At 41.5% G+C, this 25230-nt stretch carries 26 protein-coding genes and 1 other annotated feature; of the genes, 8 read left to right on the plus strand and 18 right to left on the minus strand.

Features of this window, described 5'->3' with window-relative positions; genetic code table 11:
- Window positions 1-21: 21 nt before the first annotated feature.
- Together BM195_RS13220 and zapA are read right to left on the minus strand one after the other, a co-directional pair.
- Window positions 22-579, minus strand: coding sequence for a CvpA family protein (locus BM195_RS13220; protein WP_090239130.1), 558 nt, complete (start codon window positions 577-579; stop codon window positions 22-24).
- A 3-nt stretch (window positions 580-582) separates the two neighbouring features.
- Window positions 583-846, minus strand: a complete 264-nt coding sequence (gene zapA, locus BM195_RS13225; RefSeq protein WP_090239133.1) for a cell division protein ZapA — start codon at window positions 844-846, stop codon at window positions 583-585.
- Between the two features lie 203 nt (window positions 847-1049).
- On the opposite strand from zapA, the gene rnhC reads away from it, so the two are divergent.
- Complete coding sequence (gene rnhC, locus BM195_RS13230) at window positions 1050-1982, plus strand: ribonuclease HIII (protein ID WP_090239136.1); 933 nt, start codon at window positions 1050-1052, stop codon at window positions 1980-1982.
- A gap of 447 nt (window positions 1983-2429) precedes the next feature.
- Here the strand turns inward: rnhC and pheT are convergent, their stop codons facing one another.
- The 3 genes from pheT to BM195_RS13245 form a co-directional block, all read right to left on the minus strand.
- Entirely contained in the window at window positions 2430-4856 is a 2427-nt protein-coding gene (gene pheT / locus BM195_RS13235; RefSeq protein WP_090239139.1) for a phenylalanine--tRNA ligase subunit beta, read from the minus strand.
- A complete protein-coding gene (pheS, locus tag BM195_RS13240) occupies window positions 4856-5905 on the minus strand; it encodes a phenylalanine--tRNA ligase subunit alpha (protein ID WP_090239141.1) in 1050 nt (349 codons plus the stop codon). The genes pheT and pheS overlap by 1 nt, the downstream gene beginning before the upstream one ends.
- A 564-nt stretch (window positions 5906-6469) precedes the next feature.
- The gene (locus BM195_RS13245) at window positions 6470-7207 is read right to left on the minus strand and encodes a TrmH family RNA methyltransferase (protein WP_090239143.1); all 738 of its coding nucleotides are present in this window, start codon (window positions 7205-7207) and stop codon (window positions 6470-6472) included.
- A gap of 100 nt (window positions 7208-7307) precedes the next feature.
- Between BM195_RS13245 and sspI the strand changes: the two genes are divergently transcribed.
- The 6 genes from sspI (at window position 7308) to BM195_RS13275 (ending at window position 13197) form a co-directional block, all read left to right on the plus strand.
- Complete coding sequence (sspI, locus tag BM195_RS13250) at window positions 7308-7529, plus strand: small acid-soluble spore protein SspI (protein ID WP_090239145.1); 222 nt, start codon at window positions 7308-7310, stop codon at window positions 7527-7529.
- Between the two features lie 322 nt (window positions 7530-7851).
- Window positions 7852-9438: a DUF6583 family protein gene (locus BM195_RS13255; RefSeq protein ID WP_090239147.1), complete on the plus strand. Its 1587-nt coding sequence runs from the start codon at window positions 7852-7854 to the stop codon at window positions 9436-9438.
- Window positions 9439-9453: 15 nt separating this feature from the next.
- On the plus strand, window positions 9454-10674 hold the full coding sequence (locus BM195_RS13260; protein WP_090239149.1) for an ABC transporter permease: 1221 nt from the start codon (window positions 9454-9456) through the stop codon (window positions 10672-10674).
- The gene (locus tag BM195_RS13265) at window positions 10671-11789 is read left to right on the plus strand and encodes an ABC transporter permease (RefSeq protein ID WP_090239151.1); all 1119 of its coding nucleotides are present in this window, start codon (window positions 10671-10673) and stop codon (window positions 11787-11789) included. The genes BM195_RS13260 and BM195_RS13265 overlap by 4 nt, the downstream gene beginning before the upstream one ends.
- The gene (locus BM195_RS13270; RefSeq protein ID WP_090239153.1) at window positions 11782-12453 is read left to right on the plus strand and encodes an ABC transporter ATP-binding protein; all 672 of its coding nucleotides are present in this window, start codon (window positions 11782-11784) and stop codon (window positions 12451-12453) included. Before BM195_RS13265 ends, BM195_RS13270 begins: the two co-directional genes overlap by 8 nt.
- Window positions 12454-12519: 66 nt before the next feature.
- Entirely contained in the window at window positions 12520-13197 is a 678-nt protein-coding gene (locus tag BM195_RS13275; protein WP_090239155.1) for a lytic transglycosylase domain-containing protein, read from the plus strand.
- Between the two features lie 219 nt (window positions 13198-13416).
- Here BM195_RS13275 and BM195_RS13280 read toward each other — a convergent pair whose 3' ends face one another.
- Both BM195_RS13280 and BM195_RS13285 read right to left on the minus strand, forming a co-directional pair.
- Window positions 13417-14502: a M42 family metallopeptidase gene (locus BM195_RS13280; RefSeq protein ID WP_090239157.1), complete on the minus strand. Its 1086-nt coding sequence runs from the start codon at window positions 14500-14502 to the stop codon at window positions 13417-13419.
- Window positions 14503-14572: 70 nt separating this feature from the next.
- Window positions 14573-15058 carry a dUTP diphosphatase gene (locus BM195_RS13285; protein ID WP_090239159.1) on the minus strand — a complete coding sequence of 162 codons (486 nt, stop codon included), beginning with the start codon at window positions 15056-15058 and terminating at the stop codon, window positions 14573-14575.
- 319 nt (window positions 15059-15377) lie between these two features.
- Between BM195_RS13285 and BM195_RS13290 the strand changes: the two genes are divergently transcribed.
- Window positions 15378-15770, plus strand: coding sequence for a sigma-w pathway protein ysdB (locus BM195_RS13290; protein ID WP_090239161.1), 393 nt, complete (start codon window positions 15378-15380; stop codon window positions 15768-15770).
- A gap of 66 nt (window positions 15771-15836) precedes the next feature.
- On the opposite strand, the gene BM195_RS13295 is transcribed toward BM195_RS13290, so the two are convergent.
- From BM195_RS13295 to BM195_RS13345, 11 genes are all read right to left on the minus strand, one after another.
- Entirely contained in the window at window positions 15837-16409 is a 573-nt protein-coding gene (locus BM195_RS13295; RefSeq protein WP_090239164.1) for a TVP38/TMEM64 family protein, read from the minus strand.
- A gap of 74 nt (window positions 16410-16483) precedes the next feature.
- Window positions 16484-16750, minus strand: a complete 267-nt coding sequence (locus tag BM195_RS13300) for a DUF1294 domain-containing protein (RefSeq protein WP_090239168.1) — start codon at window positions 16748-16750, stop codon at window positions 16484-16486.
- A gap of 65 nt (window positions 16751-16815) precedes the next feature.
- Complete coding sequence (rplT, locus tag BM195_RS13305; RefSeq protein WP_090239170.1) at window positions 16816-17172, minus strand: 50S ribosomal protein L20; 357 nt, start codon at window positions 17170-17172, stop codon at window positions 16816-16818.
- Window positions 17173-17226: 54 nt separating this feature from the next.
- Window positions 17227-17424 carry a 50S ribosomal protein L35 gene (gene rpmI, locus BM195_RS13310; protein ID WP_090239173.1) on the minus strand — a complete coding sequence of 66 codons (198 nt, stop codon included), beginning with the start codon at window positions 17422-17424 and terminating at the stop codon, window positions 17227-17229.
- 28 nt (window positions 17425-17452) lie between these two features.
- Window positions 17453-17956, minus strand: coding sequence for a translation initiation factor IF-3 (gene infC, locus BM195_RS13315; RefSeq protein ID WP_139224006.1), 504 nt, complete (start codon window positions 17954-17956; stop codon window positions 17453-17455).
- A 68-nt stretch (window positions 17957-18024) separates the two neighbouring features.
- Window positions 18025-18152: a sequence feature (ribosomal protein L20 leader region), on the minus strand.
- Window positions 18153-18302: 150 nt separating this feature from the next.
- Window positions 18303-20246: a threonine--tRNA ligase gene (gene thrS, locus BM195_RS13320; protein ID WP_090239178.1), complete on the minus strand. Its 1944-nt coding sequence runs from the start codon at window positions 20244-20246 to the stop codon at window positions 18303-18305.
- A gap of 496 nt (window positions 20247-20742) precedes the next feature.
- Window positions 20743-21600, minus strand: coding sequence for a putative sporulation protein YtxC (gene ytxC / locus BM195_RS13325; protein WP_244535767.1), 858 nt, complete (start codon window positions 21598-21600; stop codon window positions 20743-20745).
- Window positions 21601-21846: 246 nt separating this feature from the next.
- Window positions 21847-22776 carry a primosomal protein DnaI gene (gene dnaI, locus BM195_RS13330; RefSeq protein ID WP_090239181.1) on the minus strand — a complete coding sequence of 310 codons (930 nt, stop codon included), beginning with the start codon at window positions 22774-22776 and terminating at the stop codon, window positions 21847-21849.
- A gap of 21 nt (window positions 22777-22797) precedes the next feature.
- Window positions 22798-24120: a replication initiation and membrane attachment family protein gene (locus tag BM195_RS13335; RefSeq protein WP_090239184.1), complete on the minus strand. Its 1323-nt coding sequence runs from the start codon at window positions 24118-24120 to the stop codon at window positions 22798-22800.
- Window positions 24121-24158: 38 nt separating this feature from the next.
- A complete protein-coding gene (gene nrdR, locus BM195_RS13340) occupies window positions 24159-24629 on the minus strand; it encodes a transcriptional regulator NrdR (protein WP_090239188.1) in 471 nt (156 codons plus the stop codon).
- A gap of 101 nt (window positions 24630-24730) precedes the next feature.
- The gene (locus tag BM195_RS13345) at window positions 24731-25051 is read right to left on the minus strand and encodes a cytosolic protein (protein ID WP_342028039.1); all 321 of its coding nucleotides are present in this window, start codon (window positions 25049-25051) and stop codon (window positions 24731-24733) included.
- Window positions 25052-25230 lie beyond the last annotated feature (179 nt).

A 25230-nucleotide genomic window follows, 5' to 3' on the forward strand; every position in this document is an offset into this window, starting at 1 on the left:
ATCAGCCAGCTCCTATTCGTTTCAATTGGCACGCATCAATTCATTCATGCTTGTAAACCATAATGTTCTGATTTGTTCTGATAAAAATGGTGTGTGTTCAATGATAAACAATGCAATCGATGAGCCATTGATCCATGATTGAATCTCTGTCATTGGTGTCAATGCCAGAATGTACAATACAATAAAAATGAGCAAGTATACTTCAACAAATCCCAGCACCGCACCAAGCAGTTTATTGAGCGAATGCAATATCGGCAATTCCGCCACAAAATCGAGCATGGATGCGATGATTTGCAGAAGTATCTTAACTGCAAAAAAGATAATGGCAAATGCAATTGCATTATAAAAAGCACCCTCGAGTGGTAAAGCTTGCAGAAAGTCCGCCCACGCACTATTATTATCGAGTTCCGGATACGGTATCCACAATGCCAGCCGTGGTGCTAGTTCATCATAGTATAAAGCTGCAAGAATGAAGGATGTAATAAATCCGATTAGATGAAATGCCTGTAAAATAAATCCTCTTTTTAACCCGATTAAAAAACCAAAAATCAATAATATGATGAGTATGAAGTTTACCATATATTACTGTTCCTCTTTCCTATTTTGTGATCCCATGAGTGCTGCATAGTCCTCTTTTAATTTCATATAGTCATTCATTGTATTGACAGCGGTAAGTACTGCCAGCTCCGCCGTTGTAAGCTGCTGGTTTGACCCGTGAATTTCACGCATTTTATGATCCACCTGACTGGCAACCAGACGGACATGACTTGTATCTTCATTTCCGACTATTGTATAATTTTTATTATATATCTCAACGGTTACCCGTGTTTTATCATCCTGGGTCACACTCGTCAGCCTCCTGTAATCGTTATTTTTCAACGGTTCCTTATCATGAGAATGTTTCATTTTCTTATAAGATCAACTATTCATTTATTATTTTTTACGTTAACATAATCGAATATATCGTAACACAAAAACCTTCAATCGGAAATCCAAAAATGATATATTAAATTGCAATGCGCTAGATGAGTAAAAAACGGAGGTTCACCATGCCACAACATGTATACGTATTAACAGCGGAAACACTTGATCAAATGAAAATTTACTATTCCGATCGTTTGCAAACGACACCACAGGGAGCTGTTTTTCGGGCCAGAACAACCAATGCGGTCATCACTGCCTATCAATCCGGAAAAGTTTTATTTCAGGGAAAAGACCCGGCTGCAGAGGCCAAAAAATGGGCTGACATTGAGACGGAAAAATCGGCAAAACCGAAAAAGCCCGCCCGGCAGCAAACGGTATTCACACCACCGGAGACACTATTAACCGGAAACCATATTGGTTCAGATGAAGCAGGAACAGGCGATTATTTTGGCCCGATCACCGCAGCGGCCATTTTTGTAAAAAAAGACCAAATAGATTTGTTAAAAGAATTAGGTGTAAGGGACTCCAAAAATCTTGGCGATACGACTATCCGCCAAATAGCCAATGACATCCTAAAGCTTGACATGCCTTATTCACTTTTAGTATTGCGAAATGAGAAATACAACCATTTGCAAAAACAGGGCTGGTCACAGGGAAAAATGAAAGCCATGCTTCATCATCATGCGATCACCAATGTTTTAAGCAAAGTGGATTCAGCGGAAGTAGATGGTATATTGATTGACCAGTTTTGTGAAGTGCCAGTCTACAAGCGTTATCTTGCTGCCGAAAATGAGCAATTGCCGGATAACACGTATTTCATGACGAAAGCAGAAAGTCATTCCATCGCAGTAGCTGCTAGCTCTATCATTGCCAGAACGAGCTTTTTAAAAGAAATGGAGCAGTTATCGAAAAAAACTGGCTTTACACTGCCTAAAGGCGCATCGGGAAAAGTTGACCAGGCAGCCGCCCGTATGATGAAATCAAAAGACCGGGAAATACTGAACACATGCGCCAAGACCCATTTTGCCAATACGAAAAAAGCACAATCCCTTTTATGAAAAGCTCTTTTCGTAACTTGTGTTGCTCTTCAAAACCCTTAGCGTTGCTATTAACTGCGACACACAGTGAAAAAGTTGTGTGCAATGACACCACTCCGGAATCACACATGTACTCGTCGTGTTGCAATTTCTTTCAGTGAAGCAGCATCCTTGCTACCGCAGCTTAAGCTCGTCGCTTTCCGCGGACGACGGTCCCAGCCTCCTCGTTCGTTCCTCACTGCGGGGTCTTTATACTGTCGCTGTTCCCGCAGGAGACTCGTGGTGAGCCCACGGAAAACGAGTATATTCCAGCTACATCTTCAGAAAAGCCCGCTAAATGATACCAACCGGTCTCTCTTAGTTCTGTGTCGCAGTTTGTAGCTTTTGTGTCAAAAACAACAATCTTTTTGAAAACAGCCTTATAAAAAGCAGAGCAGGCACCAGATAAGCGTGCCTGCTCTGCTTTTATTATGAACGTACATATGCGTTAAATTTTTTATTCACTGTATCCACGATTTTCTGATAAGATTGCTCCACCTCGTCGTCTTTCAGGGTTTTTTCCGGATCCTGATAAAGCAGGCTGTACGCAATGGACTTTTTACCATCAGGCAAATTTTCTCCTTTATACACATCAAAAATCTGAACGTCCTGAACCAGTGGTGAACCGGCCGCTGTGATTGTTTCCTGCAAATCTCCGGCATTGACCTCTTCATCAACAATAAAGGCAATATCTCTTGCGACTGATGGATATTTTGGAATTGGCTTGTAGCCGGTTGTATTCGTATAACCGTGTAAAACGGCCTCCATATCGATGTCAAATACATACGTTTCATTTATATCCATTGTTTTTTCCAGTGATGGATGAACCTGACCCAAAAATCCGATAACACGATTGCCGGATGAAACCGTAGCACATCTCCCTGGATGCATGTCAGGCAATTTTGTTTGTTCAAAGGAAATCGGAATATTTAGCAGATCGAATAATCCTTCTATAATCCCCTTGATTAAATAAAAGTCAACCTGCTTTTTTTCCTGCTGCCATGGATGATGAACCCACAGACCCGTAAGCGCTCCAGCCAGGCGCAATTGTTCATCCGGTTGCGTTGAAAGTGTTGTTTCATCCGTAACGAACACATTTCCAAGCTCAAAGTATTGAATGTTCGTCTGTTTGCGTGCGCGATTATACGCCAATGTTTTCAGCAGCTCCGGCAAAATACTCAGGCGCAAATATTGATGATCCTCACTCATCGGCATCGAGAGCTGGACCGGATTCGGACTTTTCTTCCGCAATTCCGGACTGATCAGTTTATTAATCACGGCATCATCGGTTAATGAATAAGTGATCGTTTCCATTAGGCCAGTACTTTGCAAATAGTTTTTTACTTCACGTTTCAACTGTTGTTTTTTCGTTAGCCCGCCAGCCTGTGATGAGCCTTTCGGTAACGTATATGGCAAATGATCATAGCCGTAAATCCTTGCCACTTCCTCAAGCATATCCTCAAAAATCGTGATATCCCCGCGACGGGTCGGAACTTTCACAACAAATCGATCATTGTCCTGCTCGAACAAGAATTGCAGCCTATTTAAGATGAGACCAATATCCTCTGTAGTAATGGCCGTACCCAACCGATTATTAATCTCATCGGTTTCGATAACCACTGTTGTTTCACTGCGATCCAATTCATCAAATGATACGGGATCAGCCAGAATGGTCGCCCCTGCGTATTTTTCGAGCAAATGGCATGCACGCAGTCCGGCACGTTCAACCCGGTTAGGGTCAACACTTTTTTCGAACCTTGTACTCGAGTCACTCCGCAGTCCGGTGTCTTTAACTGTTGTACGGACTGCAAATGGGGCAAAATAGGCAGCCTCTAGTAAAACAGTTGTCGTATTTTCATTGACTTCCGTATGCAAACCGCCCATTACACCAGCAAGAGCGACCGGTTCTTTTCCGTTAGTGATGACAAGATTCTCATTGGATAATGTTCTCTGTTCACCATCCAGTGTCGTCATTTTTTCATTTTGTTCAGCACGGCGGGTTACTACCTGGTCCGATCCAAACCGGTCATAATCAAATGCATGCAACGGCTGTCCATACTCGAGCAAAACATAATTGGTAATGTCCACCACATTATTAATCGGACGGATACCAGCGGCCATTAAAGCATTGCGCATCCACATAGGCGATGGTTTGATCTCAACATCTCTTGCGATAAATGCTCCATAGTACGGATTCAACTCGGGTGCTTCCACTTTTACTGATACGTAATCACCAGTTTTTCCGCCGCCAGGGTGTACCGTTTCACTCGGCAAGTGGACTTCCTGATCAAGAATGGCAGCTGTTTCATATGCAACGCCAAGCATACTTAAGGCATCTGCACGATTCGGCGTCAAGTCAAATTCCAGTACGGCATCGTTTAAATTCAGAAGCGGCTCAACACTTTCACCGACTGTAACATCATCTGGAAACACAAAAATGCCCTCAGCAATGTCTTTCGGAACATATTTCTCGTCAATGCCGAGTTCCTGGAGTGAGCAAATCATGCCATTGGATTCGACACCGCGCAATTTTACTTTTTTGATTTTGAAATTATTAGGCAGCACAGCTCCAGGCTTAGCAACTGCCACCTTCTGCCCCTGTCGGACATTTGGTGCACCGCAGATGATCTGCAGTTGTTCATTACCGACATCAACCTGGCACAGATTCAATTTATCTGCATTCGGGTGTTGCTCACACGATTCAACATGACCGACAACGACACCGCTGCTTTCCGCTGCTATATACGCAATTCCATCGACTTCGATACCCGCCTTCGAAATTTTTTCCGCCAAATCTTCGGGGGTGTTCGAGCTGATATCAACGTAATTTTTCAGCCAATTTAATGATACTAACACTACAATGTTCCTCCTTTAGCATGATGATACTGGGTAATAAACCGCTTGTCATTGGTATAGAAATGACGGATATCATCAATTCCGTACTTCAGCATGGCAATTCGCTCCGGTCCCATTCCGAACGCAAACCCAGTATATTCCTCAGAATCATAGCCGGCCATTTCCAATACATTCGGATGAACCATTCCGCCCCCGAGAATTTCGATCCAGCCTGAGTGCTTGCAGACAGAACAACCATCTCCTTTACACACTTTACAAGAAATATCCATCTCAACAGATGGCTCGGTAAACGGAAAGAAACTTGGACGCAGACGGATTTCACGGTCATCACCAAACATGCTTTTGGCAAAATTATCCAGCGTCCCTTTCAAATCACTCATCCGGACATTTTTATCAACATAAAGTCCTTCGATTTGTGTAAATTGATGGGAATGTGTTGCATCATCTGTATCGCGGCGATAAACCTTGCCTGGGCAAATCATTCTAACGGGCTGTGTTCCGCCGTAATGCTGCATTGTCCTGGCCTGCACTGGTGATGTATGCGTCCGGAGTAGCAGCTCATTTGTAATATAAAATGTATCCTGCATATCACGCGCTGGATGCCCTTTAGGCAAGTTCAGCGCCTCGAAATTGAAATAGTCGGTTTCCACTTCCGGACCTTCCCGTACTTCATAGCCCATGCCAATAAACAAGTCCTCAATTTCCTCAATGATGCTTGTCAGTAAGTGGGCCCCGCCAACCTGCACCGGACGGCCAGGCAATGTGACATCAAGTGCCTCGTTTTCAAGCTTTTCTTCCAGTGCAGCTTGCTCAAGGGCATCAGTCTTTTCGTCTATTTCCTTTGTAATGGCCTCACGCACATTGTTGGCGATCTCACCCACAACAGGTCTCTCTTCTTTGGAAAGGTTCCCCATACCACGCAGCACACTTGTCAGGGATCCTTTTTTACCCAAATAGGTTACTTTGATATCCTGAAGTTCTTTTAAATCTGCCGCCTCGCTTACTTTAGCGAGTGCTTCCTGGCGGATGTTTTCCAACTGCTCTTTCATGAATAATGCCTCCTCGTAAAATGTTGCTATCAAATAATGCTGAACAAAATCAAAAGCGCAAGTGCCCGGTCAGTGACGTACGGACTGGACTGAACCGCGGGAGATAAAGGAAACACGGCGACTGCAAGGAACCGATGTTGACTTATCGTACGAAGGCGAGGGAAGTCTCGCTATCGTAGAGCGCTGGAGTGGAATGCAACTGTTCATGCCAATAATTTATCCACAAGCATTTGTTTTTGACTAATAAAAAAAGCCCCCATTCCCACTAAGGGACGAGGCTATGATGTCGCGGTACCACCCTTGTTGACACAGTTATTCCGTGTCCAACTCCAATTTGATAACGGATTATATGATCCGGGGCACCTTTACTTATACTAGGTCCAAGTGCCAGCTCCAGAGTGAAATGGCAGCAATCCATACAGCAGAGATGCTCTCAGTCTATGACATCTCTTCCCTTTTGCCGCAGGAATGTATTGCGCCAGTCTCTTTCACAGCTATTAATACTTTGCTTTGCACAGGTCAAATTTATTTCATTATAGACAATTTACCGGCAGTTTGCAACTGCTACCGTTTAATATAATACATTAGGATACCTGCTGCAACACTGACATTCAATGATTCGGCTTTTCCGTAAATTGGAATTTTAACTGATTGATCTACCAGTCGGATCAGTTCATCCCGTACGCCTGCCCCTTCATTTCCTACAATCAACGCTGTTTTGCCGGTAACTTCAGCTTGTTCCAGTGCAATGGCATGTTCCAGTGATGATGCCCATACGGAAAATCCTTCGGCCTGTAATTCAGGTATTTTTGCCTTGAGATCAGCCTGTATAATCGGCAGGTGGAATAATGAACCTTGTGTTGCACGGATAACTTTATCATTATATACATCAACCGTATTATTACCAAGTATAACCTTATCAAAACCGGCCGCATCTGCGGTTCGAATCATGGTACCTAGGTTGCCCGGATCTTGAATCGAATCAATTAATAATGCCGTATGACACATGACTTCTTCCGGTTGTCGCATGCTTACCACCGCTGCTATTCCCTGCGGCGTTTCTGTCTGCGTTATATGCTGCAGGACATTCCTGCTGACAGTCGTCATGGAAAAATGATCGCACCAGTCCGGATAATGAAGCCCTTCCACTATCATTATTTCGTTGATTCCCCATTTACTTTGATACGCTTCTTCAATCAAATGGAATCCTTCAATTAAAAACATCCCGGATTGCTTGCGGCCTTTTCGTTTGTGCAATTTCATCCATTGTTTCACTTTTGTATTTTGCAATGATGTGATCATTGTGTTCATCCCATTTCGGCAATTTATTTTCTTATCATACATATTTTTGATTGCAGCGGTCAAACTATTGTTAGTTTAATCAATCTGAAGAGGTGGTTTCATGGATCTGAATTTACGTAAAGCTATTGTATCCAATATCGCAGAAAATGACCAGGGACAATTGGAAGCAACAATTGTCGATGCTATTCAAGACGGCGAAGAAAAAATGCTTCCAGGTTTAGGGGTACTTTTTGAACTGATTTGGGAGCAATCTGATGAACAAGACAAACATGATATGCTTGAAGCATTGGAACAAGGTGTCAAACAGGCAAACAACAGCTGATGGAAAAAGATAGATGCGGTAAGATGCATCTATCTTTTTTTATAACGTCAGAAATGTGAATCTGGTTGTTTTTATGAAAATGAATCATAAGTCCCTGTCTATAATCCAATTATCATGAAAATTTTTTATTTAGTCCATTGTTATGAGTCTATTGACCTATTTAATACACTTATATAACAGATTTTTTGCGGCTGTCATTTTACAACATTTTTCAACACTATTGACCATTGATTTAAAGAATGGTATATAATTGAATTGCTGTATTAGGACAAGGACATCATAATACATATATTTATAGAGATTTAGAAAGGAGATCAGTTAAATGGAACAGAATGGTGAAGCGAAGAAAGGAATACCCAAAAAATACATAGCCATCATAGTTGCGGCTTTATTGGTGATTGGAGGGAGTGTGGCAGCCTTTGTATTGAAGACCGGTTCTCCAAAGGCACAGTATTTTAGTGCTGAGAAAAACACTATTGAATTTATCACCGAAAAAGTGGAGGAACGTTATCAGTCGGAGTTTGACTGGGCAAAAACGACAATGGAAAATCCAACTGAAAATTCATTGGAATTGTCAGCTGAGTATAACGGCCCGCCAAGCAATGGAATGGGAATGAGTCCTGAACAGCTGATTAATAATTCAACCATACAGCTGACATCTCAATTGAATCAGGATGAAAACCAGCTGGCAGCAGATCTGCAAATGAACTTCGCAGGAATCGATATTAATGACGTCAGTATGTATGTTGATGCTGATAATGTCCAATTGGAGCTACCATTTCTGGAGGAAGGACTGCAGATCAAAGATGACGATTTAACGGCACTATTGCAGGAAGCAGACCCATCACTCAACGATTTCAATATAGATTTTGAGCAATTATTCAACCAGATGGATGGCATGCTGTCAGATGAAGATCAATCCTATATAGCAGATGAATATTTTGCGATGATTTATAACGAACTGCCGGATGATGCTTTTGAATCAGCAGATGAGACAGTCACTGTCCAGGATGAGTCGATCGATACAGAAAAAATAACCCTTCAGCTTTCAGAGCAGGAAGTTAAAGAATTGGTAACTACCGTTCTGGAAAAAATGAAAAATGATGATCAGTTAAAAGAAATCATTAAGGATCAAATCAAGATGCAACAATTTGGTATATTTGCATCCAATACAATGCCTGCTGAAATGGAAAATGAAGTGGATACCATGATGGAAGATTTCGAGCAATCTATCGATGAAACAATTAACGGTTTGGAAGATTTCCAGATTCCGGATGGTCTAACGTCTGTCGTTTGGGTACAGGACGATTTGATCGTCAAACGGGATTTTTCCGTCAGTATGGCGCCAAAAGATGAAGAAACAGTGTCCCTCACTGTCCAAGGCAATCAATTACTACAAGACGCACAGCAAACCATTGACTATGAATTCGCGATAGACGAAGGGGCATTAACCTTGAATGCTGATCTGTCTAATCAAGATAATGCACTCGATGATTCCATTTCAGTTGCTGCAGGTGATATAGAGTTATCATACACGGGTACATCCACACTCGAGGATGGAACAAGAGAATTTGAACGAACTTTTTCATTAAACAGCCAAAGTACGAACGACTCCGGAAGTCTGAACTGGAACGGAGAGGCAACGTATGATAATGATCAAATGAATGCTGAGCACACACTTACGGTCGAAATTCCGGATCTTCCACAGGATATCATCAGCTTGCATGTAAAGAATGATGCCCAAACAATTAATGAAGTGGAGCAGCCTGATGATGCCAATGCGAAAAATCTTGGCGGCATGTCCTTAAACGAATTGGAACAATATTTCCAAACAGAAGTGGCAACGCAATTTCAGCAATGGCTGATGGAGATTATGGGTGCTCCTGGCGATAGTATGAACAGCTTTTAATGAGGAAGTGCCGGCATGACATTTATCAAGCATAGTATTCTATTTATACGAAGCAATCTGAAGAAATTGCAGAGGAAGTGGCTATCACTTCCTCTTCTTTTACTGTTCCCGATTATACTTGTATCTCTCATTGCTTTTGTGGCTATTTCCATATTCACGCCTCATGAACAAGAACCAATTCATGTCGGACTGGTAGATCTGGATCAGTCACCGGAAACAGAAATGGTCACCGAAATAATCGAGGAATCATCTCAGCTGGGAAGCTTTATAAAAATGGAATCACTGACAGAGGCACAGGCAAAAACACAAATAGACGACAGATTAAGTGCCTATGTAAGCTTTCCGAAAGGGTTTACCGAAAGCTTATACAACGGAAATTCTGTCACATTGAGTATAACCGGAAATCCGAACAAGCGGACAGAAAGTTATCTTGTTAAAGAATTACTCGATAGTATTGCAAGGCACATTCGTGCATCACAGGCTAATATTTTAACGATTAATTTTTACGCTAAACAGATGTCCCTTGAGCCTGAAACACGACAAGACATGCTGTTTCAACAATTTAACAACTTTCTTGTCTATGCTGTCGGAAAAGACAAAATATTGGACGAGGAACAAATCAGCAATAATGCTACCAGTACACCTGTACACTACTACGGTCTGGCAGCATGGTTTATGATCATGACCATATGGCTCCTGACTTTTTATTTATTTTTTACGAATGAGGAGCAAAAGCGCATGCAGGACAGAATGCGGTTGTATGGCGTGAAAGTGCTTCACCAGCTGACGGCCAAAATCATAACTGCTTTCATATTTGCAAGTATGTTTGCAGGAATTTTATTTTATATCTATATCGCGTTAATGGATATTACACTATATGGTGAAGATTACGTGCGAATTGGTATCATCACCGTATTATACAGTTTAACGTACCTGTTCATCACGGCCATACTCGAAATACTTTTCTCAGGGCAAAAAATACGATTGCTCGCACAATCAATATTTACGCTGGTTACTTTACTGGCAAGTGGAGCGATTGTACCAACCTTGTATTTCCCGTTGTATGCACAGAATCTGCTTCCATATTTTTTTGCAAGTGAAGGGTACCATTGGCTCCAGGAAATTTTGCTGAATGGCAGGCTTTATGCTGATTACGTCCCGATGTCGCTCATGCTGTCATCTGCTATACTGCTTATGATTGGCATATCACTGTGGAAGGAGCGTGCATTCCAATGAAACAGATTATGGCAACGCGCTTCATGCATTGGAAAAAACAATGGGTAAGCATTATATTCTGGCTTCTGTTTCCCATCCTTGCCACAACAGGTATCACGGCTATAACAGAAACATTGCAAGACGATACAAAAGTTCCGGTCGGTATTGTCATGGAGGAACAAACAGCGGCCTCTGAAGAATTGGTACAGGACATTAAATCGACCCCTTTTATCAGGGCGGAAATACTTTCTGAAAATCAATCATTACATGATCTGGAAAAACATGAGCTGGACAGTGTATTCGTGATTCATGAAGGATTTGAAGAAAACGTACAGCGGGATCATCGCGATCGGCTGATTACCAGTTTTCAATCCGATTTATCATTTGCTTATTCGGCAGTCAAAGAAATGATTTTATCTTATGTACAACAGGAGACAGGAAGGTCAAAAGCAGCATTTGTCGTTCAAGAACTTGAGCAGCAGCACAATGGAAATACGGGATGGACATATGAAGAAATCACTGCAAAAAGCAAAGAAATCCAGCAAGATGAAAACCTGCTGGACACAGCATTTTCGTTCGATGACACGGTTATGGAAGCAAACCAAACCCCGCCCCTTTTCCCTATTTGGGGATTATGGAGCATATGCACACTCCTTTCCACAATGCTCGTGTTTGACTGGGTTATAAAGGAGAAGCGGTCGAAAGCGATTTTACGTTTAGCATTTTCACGGTGGTCACTAAAATCATATTTGCTGCAAAACTTTATGTTATACAGTGTCGTGCTATTCCTTGTCGACCTTGTCACTGTAAGCATATTCTTATTTATGTTCGGGGAATGGATCAGCGTCGTGAGCCTTATTGTTTATCGTCTATTCATCAATATGGCTGCATTTCTGTTTGCCCATCTTTTCAGGAACACATTATTATATTACACCGTATCATTTGCGCTGGTTTTAATTGTTGGCATCAGCAGTGGTGCTGTGCTCCCAGCAGCATCCATTGACAGTCCGGCGTGGTTTGATTTTGTTAATCCATTGGCACCGCTGCTATCAGGGGAATATGTTAATTTATGGTCCGTTATGATTATGGTACTAGCTGTTTTTTGGCTGGTCAGAAAGGAGCGATTTCATGCTTAATGTCCAAGCTCTTTCAAAAGTATATGGTAAAAGAAAAATTCTCGATACCGTCTCATTTGCAGCCAAACCTGGGGAAATTATTGGCCTTGTCGGTGAGAATGGTGCAGGCAAATCAACCATGCTGCACATTTTGGCAGCATTATCGAAGCCAACATCCGGAACGATAACGTTGCATAACAAATCATACGAAACTGAATCAAAACTAGTGAAAAAGGAAATTGGTTTTGTCCCACAGGATATTGCACTATGGGATGATTTTACCGTCGAAGAGAACATGCTGTTTTTTGAAAAACTTGCATGGCATCACAAAAATAAAGATGAGCTTAAACAGCTTTGCCGCGATATGAAGCTGGACCATTGGGATGAACCGGTCAAAACACTTTCAGGCGGTATGAAGCGTAAATTAAATATAGCGATCAGCCTGATTCATGAACCCAACTTGTTGCTCCTTGACGAACCGACTGTCGGGATTGATCTAAAATCCCGCAAGGAAATTGGGGCCTACCTGTCTGATCTGGCGAAACAAGACGGAAAAATAATTTTATATACATCACACGATATGGATGAAATCATGCAATTGTGCGATCGCATTTATTGCATTGGTAACGACCCTTTTTACTATCAGGTATTGAAAGAATATGGAGAAAATCCGGTTTTATTGTAGCAATTTGTTGCTCATTGACGATTTCCAGTATAAACTATAGATAACATGATTTAGGAGTTGTCATTTATGGATATACGAAGCCTGCAATCATACATACAACAACAGGCAATGGCTGCCATGACGTCATCTGTCACAGACAGCAATACAAGGAACTCCCCAATGACCGACTTGGTGTTCAAACAAATGCTCCAGCAGCAAATCAATAACGATATGTCAGCTGATCAAGGTCAAGGCAAATCTTATGTCGGTACAGCAATGTATCCTGGGATGAACAATACCTGGACAGAATCACCTTCAGGCGCAAACAACCTGTCGAATTCCAGCATCAGTAATACCTTGCCGCTAACAACAGCCAATACTGTATTACCAGACACATTTAATACATATATAACTCAGGCTGCCGAAAAATATGGGATTGATCCTGAATTGATTCATTCAGTCATTAAGGCAGAATCAAACTATAATGCGGATGCAAAAAGTAATGCTGGTGCACAAGGACTGATGCAGCTGATGCCTGCAACTGCACAGGGACTTGGTGTTACCAACCCGTATGATCCGCAGCAGAATATTGACGGCGGAGCAAACTACTTAAGCCGGATGCTTGGGAAGTATAACGGTGATGTTGAATTAGCACTTGCCGCGTACAATGCTGGTCCGGCTAATGTAGACAAGCACCAGGGCATACCGCCTTTCAGTGAAACACAGCAATATGTTGAAAAGGTGATGAACAGTTATTTGACCTAGAATTGAGTTCTTTGAATAACCAAACGCCTGGAATTTGATCTGGGCGTTTTTATTTTGGCTTCACAGCTCATAAGGAATCTGAATGTATATCAGTGATTCCGGATTTTTGTTGTCGGGTCAAGCTGCCCCCTACCCCACGTTTTTTACCAAAAAAATAGCACCCCAAATGAAATATTTGGCATGCTATCAGCTATCAAGTTAATAAAAAGCTGTCCCTGGTTAACCAAGCTTTATTTCCTTCACTTTGTCAGCATCCAATTTCTTAATCGTTGCAACAATCAGTTTCACGGCATTTTCAAAGTCATCCCGATGCAAAATTGCGGCATGGGAATGAATATAGCGTGTTGCAATGGTAATCGATAATGACGGGACACCGTCTGCGGTTAAATGAATGGAGCCCGAATCTGTCCCACCTCCGGAAATGGTTGCATATTGATATGGAATATTTTGCTCATTTGCCGTGTCGACGACTAAATCCCGGACCCCCTTATTAGGAATCATTGAGGCGTCATAGATAATGATTTGTGGTCCCTTTCCAAGTTCGCTGTCTGCCTCTTTATCCGAAACACCCGGCATATCGCCGGCAATTCCTACATCGACACCAAACCCGATATCCGGCTGAATGGCATGAGCTGATGTACGAGCACCGCGCAAACCAACCTCTTCCTGAATCGTTCCAACCCCATATACGGTGTTCGGATGCTCTTTGTTGTTAAGCTGTTTCAGCACTTCGATCGCGATCGCGCAGCCAATCCGGTTGTCCCATGCTTTTGCCATCAGCATTTTTTCATTTTTCATTTGGGTAAATTCAAAGTAAGGGACAATGGAATCACCAGGACGAACACCGAATTCCTGTGCTTCTTCCCTGCTTGATGCACCAATGTCGATAAACATATTATCAATTTTCACAGGCTTCTTGCGCTCTTCGGCTGTCAGCACATGCGGCGGTTTGGATCCGATAAGACCTGTGACATCACCTCGTGTGGTCATAATGGTTACGCGCTGGGCCAGCATGACCTGATTCCACCATCCGCCAACAGTCTGGAAATACACAAAGCCATCGTCATCGATTCGTGTAACCATAAAGCCTACTTCATCCAAATGGCCGGCCACCATAATTTTCGGACCGTTCGCATCACCGTCCTTTTTCGCAATCAGGCTTCCCAGATTATCGGTATAGACGTCGTCAGCATATGAGGAAATGTATTTTTCCATTACTTCTCGCGGTTCTTTTTCATTTCCGGGAATTCCCCTTGCATCAGTCAAATCCTTTAACATGGTGTTTGTTTCATCTAAATGCGCCATATGTATAAACCTCCTTTTATTTTTCCTCTATTATTATAACGCCAACATTGATAAAGACAAAATCTTTCTATTAATACCCTTGATTCTGGCGCTCGTAATTGATTTCATTCTTTTTTAAGTATGCACTTTTAACAGCTTTTTCATCAAAGCCGAGTAAAATGCCCAGCTGCAAATAGCTTTCAAACATCTGTTCATAGTGTGGCTCTGAAGGAGCACGATAAAACGTAACACACGCATCGTAAACACGATTAAATTGCCCGGTCTCATCTGTTTCGCCTGGATTGACCACGTCAGAATCATACCGGTACCCTTTTTCCAGTCCCAATGACATCATAAAATGAATACCGTCCACATATTCCTCCAAAATAACAGATTGATTATTCCGCGGTTTCGTGCTCCAAAATTTGAAGCACCGAGTTTCATTTGCCAGTTCACCCAGTTCCACAAGCAAAGCCAAGTATTTCTCGCGGAACAGGTCTTTGTCTGACAGATTATGGTGAGACTCGATATAAGCATCCAATTGCTCCTGCATCGCATATAGTGATGACCAATTCATTTGCCCTACCCCATTTCAGTTTTATAATATGTGTAACAAATCCCAAAGTATTTGCTTAGGCTCTTTTAGTAACGATTGCTGTTATTTTACCCGTTTTTCGAGTACACACCGCTTTACGCCGTATCTGCGGAGCCTCACTTTGTCCGCTGTTCCTCGCTGGCGTCTACGTGTATTTGAGGTTTACCTTACTTTATAATCATCAAACCTTCAGAAAGTAATCTTCGTTTATAATTGTATCACGAATTCATCATAATCGTGAAACCTGTCGGGAAGTTGAAACGTACTGCATAATATCAAACGTAACAGGGAGACGGTAGATATGATTGTTCTTTTGTTCCGACTGCTGATTTTCATCGCACTTGCTCTACTCGTCTATACGATTGTCCAATACTTTCGCAATCCGGACCGGAAACTTCAATTGGCCAAAGCAGCCAATACATTTTATATGGTGGATGATCCTGGCAATTCCAAAAAAAATATTCAGTTTGTATATAAAAGCTGCCTGTTTGAAGGGGAAAAATATATCGATGCCACCGAAGAATCATTTGAAGTCGTCGATATCCATGTGTTCGCCCATGATACCGATGAATTGGAAGGAATAACAAGGGATGATTTGTATTTTATTGAAAAAGAATTATTGATCCGCTATCCACATGCCGCCATTACGTGGAAATATCCAATCAATAAACTGATTCTGACAACGATTGATTGAAAAAAGAACTGCGGGGGCCAATTCTTGCTAAAATATGCGCACCCGCCGAACGGATGCGCATGCACATCATGTACTGACCTGGAAAAAGTCATTCCATTTTATGATGATCTCTTTACGCCGCAGAATATAAATGATTGGCAATAAAGCGAGTAAAAACAAGAGGATAGAAATGGGGGATAGACTTGATAACCATTTTCCGACAGATGTATAAACAAACGCCAGTGGAATATTTGTCAACAGCGAAGACCTGGTATAATCCCTGAAATTTTCCGAAATCTCAATCAGACAGAGTGATAACAAATGAAAGTGAATGAAAGGTACGAGTCTCAGAAGAGCAATTTGCGATGTCGTAAATTCAGAACTGTTGCCCAATAATTTTCGCTTTAAACGGACAAGTTTCCCGAACGTATCCGGCATCAAACGAATAACAATATAAAAAGTGATACTTGACAGTGTAATACCAATAACAGAATATAATGTGCCGGCCACTGCACCGAAAAGAACCCCGCCTGATATACATATGAAAACAACCGGAAGAAAAAATAACGGTCTAAATAAATGAAAGCTAATAAATAATATCGGTGCGAGCAGCCCTCCTGTTTCAATAAACACCATCATGTAATTGCCAAATTGCTCCATATCCTCCCTCCTTTGCCGGTTTGTGTTCCATACATCAGTTCATGTATATGACATTAGACGAGCCATTATGACATCTATGACATGAATATCATAAAAACTGATAATACAGCCTGAGTAATGATTAAAACCGGCATACCAAACGTAAATGAACGATGTTTTGTCTTATGGCGGAAGGTTTTCATACCGGCCCATACACCAACAGCACCACCTAAAATGGCCAGACCCCAAAAAGTTCGTTCGGGTATACGGTAGGCTTGTTTTTTCGCCTTTCGCTTATCCGCTGCCATTAACATAAACGTAATAGCATTGACACCAATAATGTAGACAACAATCATTTCCATGATGATATCCCCCTAATCAAAAATGGCCAAACCTGGGAAAACAGGTTTGGCCACTATGCCAGCAATTACTTTAATGCGGCTTTAGCTTTTTCGGCTAATTGGGCAAATGCCTTTTCATCACTGACAGCAAGGTCTGACAGCATTTTACGGTTTATTTCGACACCAGCTTGTTTTAAACCGTGCATTAATCTGCTGTATGAAATATCATTCATACGTGCTGCAGCATTAATACGGGCAATCCACAGTTTGCGGAAGTCGCGTTTTTTCTGTCTGCGGTCACGATAAGCATATTGACCGGACTTCATCACTTGCTGTTTTGCTGTTTTAAATAACGATCTTTTTGAACCATAATACCCTTTAGCTAATTTTAATATGCGTTTACGGCGTTTGCGTGTGACTGTTCCACCTTTTACACGTGGCATGTTAATTCCCTCCTAATACAATTGAAAAATCATAACAAAATTTCGACCTGAAACTTATTTATATGGCAGCATTGTTTTGATACGTCTGAAGTCACTTTTAGAAACAACAGCGGATTTACGCAGTTTACGTTTTTGCTTTGGAGATTTATGCGCAAACATATGGCTTGTATACGCATGTCCGCGTTTTAATTTTCCTGTACCTGTTTTACGGAAACGTTTTTGTGAACCTTTATGGCTTTTCATTTTAGGCATATGGGTATCCTCCTTGTGTAGTCTAAAGCTATTTCTCCTTAACGGGCGCAAGCATCATAAACATATTGCGGCCTTCCATTTTTGGTTTGGATTCAATTGTCGCAACATCGTTTGTTTCTTCAGCCAGACGGTCAAGAACTTCCCGGCCGAGATCTTTATGCGTAATCGCACGCCCGCGGAAACGCACAGATGCTTTTACTTTGTCGCCCTTACTTAAGAATTTTCGGGCATTCTTTAATTTTGTGTTGAAATCATGGTCGCCAATTCCCGGAGTGAAACGCACTTCTTTAACATTAATGATTTTTTGCTTTTTGCGTGCTTCTTTTTCTTTTTTTTGCTGTTCGTAACGATATTTACCATAGTTCATAATACGGCATACTGGTGGTTTTGCATTCGGTGCAACCAGCACTAAGTCCAGGTTTCTATTCTGTGCAATATCCAGCGCTTCGTTACGGGATTTCACTCCTAACTGATCCCCATTTGAATCGATCAGACGTACCTCACGGGCACGAATTTTTTCATTGACGTTCATTTCTTTGCTAATGGCCAGCCACCTCCAAAAAATTTTTTGAGTGATCTTTCATTGACAAGTTATTCTATCGTAAATAAAAAGTGTCGGTACACAGATGCACCCACACGTCTCCAATAATTTCTATTGAAAAATTCAAGACCAGCCGACTGCATGCTTGCGTCGATCAGGTGAGAAGCGGGTGCTTCTACTTGTCTCAGATCATTTAATTCAACTTTCATAGAATAGCATCTATTAAGCAGTGTGTCAATAGTCACGAATACGATTAATAGCTCATTTTTAGTGTATCATAGGTGCCTGCCTAAAAAAAGCCCAAATACGCAAATGTATTCAGGCGAAGTTTCCATGATTATGATCGCATTACTTTTTGGTTTATTTCTCTGTTAATAAGCGCTTCAAAATCTTCATAAGCCAAAGTTTCGGACTGCTTCTCCCCGTAACGTCGGACATTCACGCCGCCATTCTCTTTTTCACTGTCACCCAGCACCAGCGCAAACGGGACTTTCTGTGTCTGTGCTTCTCTGATTTTATAGCCGATTTTTTCGTCACGTTCATCCACTTCGACGCGCACGCCCTGGAAACGCAATTTATCCGCTACTTCCTTGGCATAATCGAGATGGACCTCTGGTGCTACCGGGATAACCTTCACTTGAACAGGAGCCAGCCATGTTGGGAATGCGCCTTTATATTCCTCAAGCAAAAATGCCACGAATCGTTCCATGGTTGAAACAACACCACGATGGATGACAACCGGTCGGTGTTCTTTGCCGTCTTCACCAATATAGGTCAGGTCAAAACGTTCCGGCATCTGATAATCAAGCTGAACAGTAGACAATGTTTCGTCTTTTCCTAACGCTGTTTGTACCTGTACATCCAATTTCGGACCGTAAAAGGCAGCTTCACCTTCTGCTTCTACATAGTCCACTCCCATATCTTCCATTGTTTCTTTCAGCATTGCCTGCGCTTTTTCCCACATTTCATCATTGTCAATATACTTTTCCTTATCTTCCGGATTACGATATGAAAGGCGGAAATAATAATCTTCAATTCCAAAGTCTTTGTATACTTTTTGAACAAGCTCAACGACGCGGATAAATTCATCCTTTAATTGATCTGGGCGGGCGAATATATGCGCATCATTCAGTGTCATCGCACGAACACGCTGCAGCCCCGCCAGTGCACCGGACATTTCATAGCGGTGCATCGTGCCCAGTTCCGCTATTCTGACCGGCAGATTACGGTAACTCCATAATTGATTTTTATACACCATCATATGATGCGGACAGTTCATCGGACGAAGCAACAACTCTTCGTTGTCCATTTCCATTGTCGGAAAAATATCATCCTGGTAATGATCCCAATGGCCGCTTGTTTTGTACAATTCAACACTGCCCAGTACAGGTGTATACACATGGTCATAACCAAGGCGTTCTTCCAAGTCAACGATATAACGTTCAATATTACGGCGAACAGTCGCGCCTTTTGGCAGCCAGAGCGGCAAGCCTTGTCCGACCTTTTGTGACACATTAAATATGCCAAGTTCTTTACCCAGTTTACGATGGTCACGCTCTTTCCGCTCTTCCAAAATACGTAAATATTCGTCAAGCTGTCCCTGTTTTTCAAATGCTGTCCCGTAAATACGCTGCAGTTGTTTGTTATTGCTGTCACCGCGCCAATATGCTCCGGATACACTCAACAGTTTAAATGCCTTAATCTTGCTTGTTGACGGCACATGCACCCCGCGGCATAGATCAAAAAATTCACCTTGCTTATAGATCGTAACCTGCTCATCTTCTGGAATATCGTCGATTAATTCCAGTTTCAGATTATCACCGATTTCTCGGAACATTTCTTTTGCTTCATTGCGGGAGACCACGACCCGCTCAATTGCCAGGTTTTCATCGATAATCCGTTTCATTTCTTTTTCAATCTTTGGCAGGTCTTCAGGTGTCAATGAATGGTCTAAATCCATATCATAATAGAAGCCTTCATCAATAACCGGTCCGACCCCGAACTTCACATCATCAAACAGACGGGTGACCGCCTGTGCCAATAGATGTGCTGTCGAATGCCGCATGATGTCAACACCCTCATCATTTTTGTACGTAATGATTTCGATAGCACCGCCATGAGGAAGTTCCCGTCTGAGATCAAACGATTCCCCATCCAATTTGATTGCAAGTGCCTGTTTCTTTAACCCGGACGATATAGAACCCGCAATATCTGCACCGGTTGTTCCCTGAGGAAACTCCTTACTTGCACCGTCGGGGAAAGTAATTGTTATATCTGCCATAGTAACCACTCCTTTGTTCGTATCATTCGTTTTAGTTTGAAAATCCCTATGTTTTATAAAGGATTGTTATGAGTAAGACCTACTTCATACATGAATTTCTCATGCGAGCAGTAACCTTTTCAAAAGAGCCAATATAAAACGCCCGCCACCTTGCCTTAAAGCAAAGGGACGAGCGCTTAACACGTGGTTCCACCCAATTTCCCGCAAAAAATGCGGCTTCATTAATCTTTAACGCAGAATATACGCTGCAGCTTACTATACCTTCAACAGCAGAGTTTAAAGGTGGTAATCATTTGCATGCATAGCGGAAGTTTTCAGCCGACGACTTCCTTCTCTTATCTACCCAATAACCAAACGATCATGTCCTTATCAGCACTGTTACCAGTTATGAGTTTACAGTTCAACTAACATTCAGCAGGTTAAAGCGTCCGCTGAATAAAATTTTACTATATATAAATGGTATTATAGCTCTTGTTGAAAATAAAATCAAGCCATTTCATTTATTTTTTAAATCATATGGAAATGGAAAACTGCTAAATGGTTCAAATTCAGCCCTTTCCTGAAAAATGTTGATCACTGTCAATGTTTTAGGTTCTGATGGATCATCACCATATATCTTGATTTTCTCCGGTGCCATCGCAATCAACGGTGATAAGTTCAACTCATCGGCATCAAGTCCAACGATATAAAGCGGTTCCTTTTGCATAAGCATCCGCAATTCCATTCTTGAAAACCGCTTACCGTCCGGCGTGAAAAATGAAAACGAATTCCCTTGCAAAATGTGGATGGTGTCATAAACCGGTTTTCGTTTGGTAATATATCCCCGTAGCATATCAATAAATGCCTGGTGATCTTCTTCACGTTTGAATTCATCAATCGCCAGTCCAACATAATGAATAATCTGATCTTTAAATATTTTCAATTGAAAATGAACAATCGAATCAAAATGAATCGCTTCTGAATGTTTGATGTTAGTCAGGAAAAGTGAATATAGCAATTGACTGGGATCCTTATAATTCCTTACCAATTGAATATCATCATCATCACCTGTAAAAATCCAATGTGATAAATCCATAATACGCTCAATCTCATCTGAATTTTTATAATAATAATTGCGGCGTATAATACTGTTTATCATGTCTGTCAGCCGGTAAGTCACGAACACGCCAGACATTGCTTTAGCTATGGACTCCATAAAGTCACTGTCAGACACTTCATAATCCAGCTGCAAATGATTCCCCCATTCTTTTGTGGTTTTCCAATGTAATTCAACTTGTTTATTAAATTGAAACAAATGCTCACAAAAACAAATCGCTTCCTTATCCGACTCAAAATAAACCTCCAGCAAATACATCACCCTCATCCAAGACCAAACTGTTACATTATATGGACATCCATATGAAAAAATGTATGGTACCATGAAACTAGTAAATATCTAGTTAGGCTTGTTAAGATAGGGTATAGGCTTCTGCTTTTCTAATTGATACACCATCCAAAAAGGTGCCAATCCCTCAAAATTTAGTGGGATATGGCACCTTTTTGGATTTAGATTCGATTGTAGCCAAAATAAGGAATTACCTGCCATTACCAGCGAGCATCATTAATCGCGGCGATTTCTACCAATCAGTTTAACTTCCTTGCTGACTTGTTTGACCCGTTCAATGATCCGTCCAGCTTTGACGGATTCACTGCCGCCCCGGTTAGTTGTTGCAAGCTGTTCTTCCAGTTGTTCGAGATTGTAATTCGATGTGAAAAACACTGGTAAGTTTTCCATCATGCGGTACTGTAAAATAGATCCGAGAATCTCATCCCGAAACCAGGCGGATTGTGTTTCTGCACCGATATCATCAAGCATGAGAACATCCGTCTTCTTAAAATAATTGATTTTTTCATTAATGGAATCGTCTTTGATAGAACTTTTCATTTCCCGGACGAATTCAGGCATATAAATCAGCATGGACGATATGTTGATTCGTTTCAGTTCATTGGCAAGAGCACCCAGAAAATACGTTTTTCCGACCCCAAATGGACCGAAGAAATAAACACCTTTTTCCGGAAGATTTGTTTTAGCCTCTTTCAAAAAGTTTAGCATTTCATGGACGGCCGGCTGTCGTTGACTGTCGATATCGATACTGTCTATGCTGGCATGAAATATATCCTTTGGCATATATAAGCTCTGAATGAGGTTTTGCTGTTCTTTCTGTTTTTCATAGTCAATCCGGTTATGGCATTTTTCATATACAAGGTTGATCTCGTCATGATTAGTCCGCAAAATAGGTGAGTAACCCTGAATCATGTTGATGCATTCGCCGAAGGATTTGCATTTATCACACTGCTTGGATTGTGTCTTATACTCATAAAGTTTGATCAGATTTTTTTCAATTTCTTGTTGCGAGAGCTGTGGATTGAGTGATAGAAACTCACTAATTTCAGAATCGTTCAGAACTTCTTCCCTTACTTTTAAGTAGTTTTCTTTAAAATTTTTATTTTGCTCCATCCATTTTTTGATTTCAGATTGTACTGGCTTCATAATCGTCATCCTTGCAAATGATTATTTTCCGTTCTTAAATTCTCGGAGAAGGGCTGCAAATTCCTCGTTATTTTGTTCCGTATCCGGATTATGCTGCGGAACTTCCGGCTTTTTCTTCTTCCGTTCCTTAAACCAATCCGGAACAACTTCTTTTGAAGCAGGTTTCCGGTAGTTTTGACGTTTCTTCTCCCGCTGCTGAGATTGCGATTTTTGGTTTTTGGCAAATGCCATTGCTTCCCTGGCTGTTTTCAGATTGGCGCGTGACCAATGGCTGGCGATTGTTTCCATATATGCTTTCGACAGCTTCATATCCGATTGCAGCAGGACATAATGGATGAGGACATTCATAACAGGAGATGGCAAACCCTGTGTCGTCATGACTTCACGAATCATTTTCAAATCCTGACCAGATGCCTGACCGCCGTTGGATAAATCTTCAAGCAGCTGTTTCGGAGAGATTTTTTCCAATTTCAGAATCAGCTGCTCTTCCTTGGTAGTCGGCTGATATTCTGGTTCAACTCCAGCCTGTTCCGTTTTTTCAGTCAGTCTGATCGCTGCTTGCTGATGCTTGGATTGAAACAAATCATGACAGGCTTCCTTAAATTCTTTGGGGTCAAGTGTATTCTCATCCGTAAGTGCCCATAATACAGCTTTTTCCACCTCATATTCAGCCAGATCATACAACTCCATCATTTGCGGAATAAGTCGTTTGTTAGCTGTCGTCAATACTTTTTTGACTGGAATCATCCGTGACGCAAGCATTTGTTCCATCCAGGAAAAATCAATCGATGGGATGTTCTCCTCTGCCTGCTGATTTCCAGCTGTTATATCCAATCCTGTTGTATGCGGCTGGAATGTCTGAAACACTTCGTTGAATGCGGCAGTAATATTGGTACCTTTTTCGTTTGTCTGTAATTGGAAATGTTCCTGCAGCATTTCAAATTTATCCTGCCCTATATGATGATACAACAGCTGTGTGAGCATATCGTCAGCAAAAAATTCGACTGGTGAAAAGACACACTGCAATTCATATGTATACGCTCGATGATCGTTTGACTGTTGCTGATAGGTCTTCAATAAACCGATCCCTTCCAGTTTTAGCCTTGCCCGATAAATGTCATTGAGCTGCAGGTCCATATAGTTCATGAGTGTATGGTGTGTCTGAAATACAGTGTTCCGCTGAAAATCCAGTTCATTGAGCAGGGTCTGATATAGTGAAACCGCATGGATTCCAATCAAAGGCTGATATAAATGTGTTAACGATGTTGTATAGTCAAAAGGGAGACTGCCTCTCAGCAAAACCCGATATCCTTCGACCGGCAGGATTTTTGCGATATCCTTCATTATTTTAACCCTTTCTTCTGTCTAACGCACCGAAGCACTTATTCGGATTGTTCTTTGTCTGATTTAATTAAATCCTTCAGTTCATCCAAAAACACAGAGATATCCTTAAACTGGCGATAAACGGATGCGAAACGGACATAGGCCACTTCATCAATTTCTGAAAGCCGCTCCATAACCATTTCACCTACCTCATTGCTTTCTATCTCGGAAACACCTGTATTACGGAGTTCTTTCTCGACGTCGATCGCAATCTCTTCGATTTTTTCAAGTGGAACAGGCCGCTTTTCGCACGCTTTAATCAGACCGCGGATTAACTTCTCACGGCTGTATTCCTGTCTGGTGCCGTCCTTTTTAACAATAATTAATGGCACTTCTTCAATCCGTTCAAATGTGGTAAACCTGAAGCCGCATCGTTCACATTCCCTGCGTCTGCGAATTGAACGGCCTTCTTCAATCGGCCGCGAATCCAACACTCTTGTACTTTTGTTTTGACAATTTGAACATCGCATATTGTCCAACCCCATTCATTGATAACTACCGTTTGTCCTTATTATCCTCGATCGGCAGTTCCTTATCGGCATATGTATATAATTTCTGAATGACCTTATGACTATAACCAAAAATCAATCGGAAGCGTTGACTCCGTTGTAACTGAAAAGTCAATTGCTGTTCTGTAAGGTCTGACCATAATCACAGTCGCTACGATAAATGCTTTCTTCCCTTTGACAATTGTCGCACTTATTTCCCCATGCTCTTTAGAGATCGCATTAATGTGATACTTGGGATCGTTTTTAAACAGATTTTCCAGCATATTCAATCCTTTTTCACTTGTCGTCTTATAATAGTGTGTCTGCAGTGAAGGATCTATATGTGTATCATTTGTTTCGGCATGATCACTAAAATACTTTGCAATTGTCCGGCGAAACGACATTTTCACACCTCATCCCGGAGAAAGTAAAATCTATATAGAACCATAATAGCTAATTTCATTATAGACTATGTGTCTATCTATTGTAACACGATTTTTATATATAAAGTAACTATTAAAATTACCTGAGGCTTGTCCTCGTCATCCCGCATGTAACGCTCCACTGAGCAAAACTTCACTTT

It is taken from the genome of Lentibacillus halodurans, assembly GCF_900112045.1.
In the GTDB taxonomy this organism is placed as follows: Bacteria; Bacillota; Bacilli; order Bacillales; family Amphibacillaceae; genus Lentibacillus; species Lentibacillus halodurans.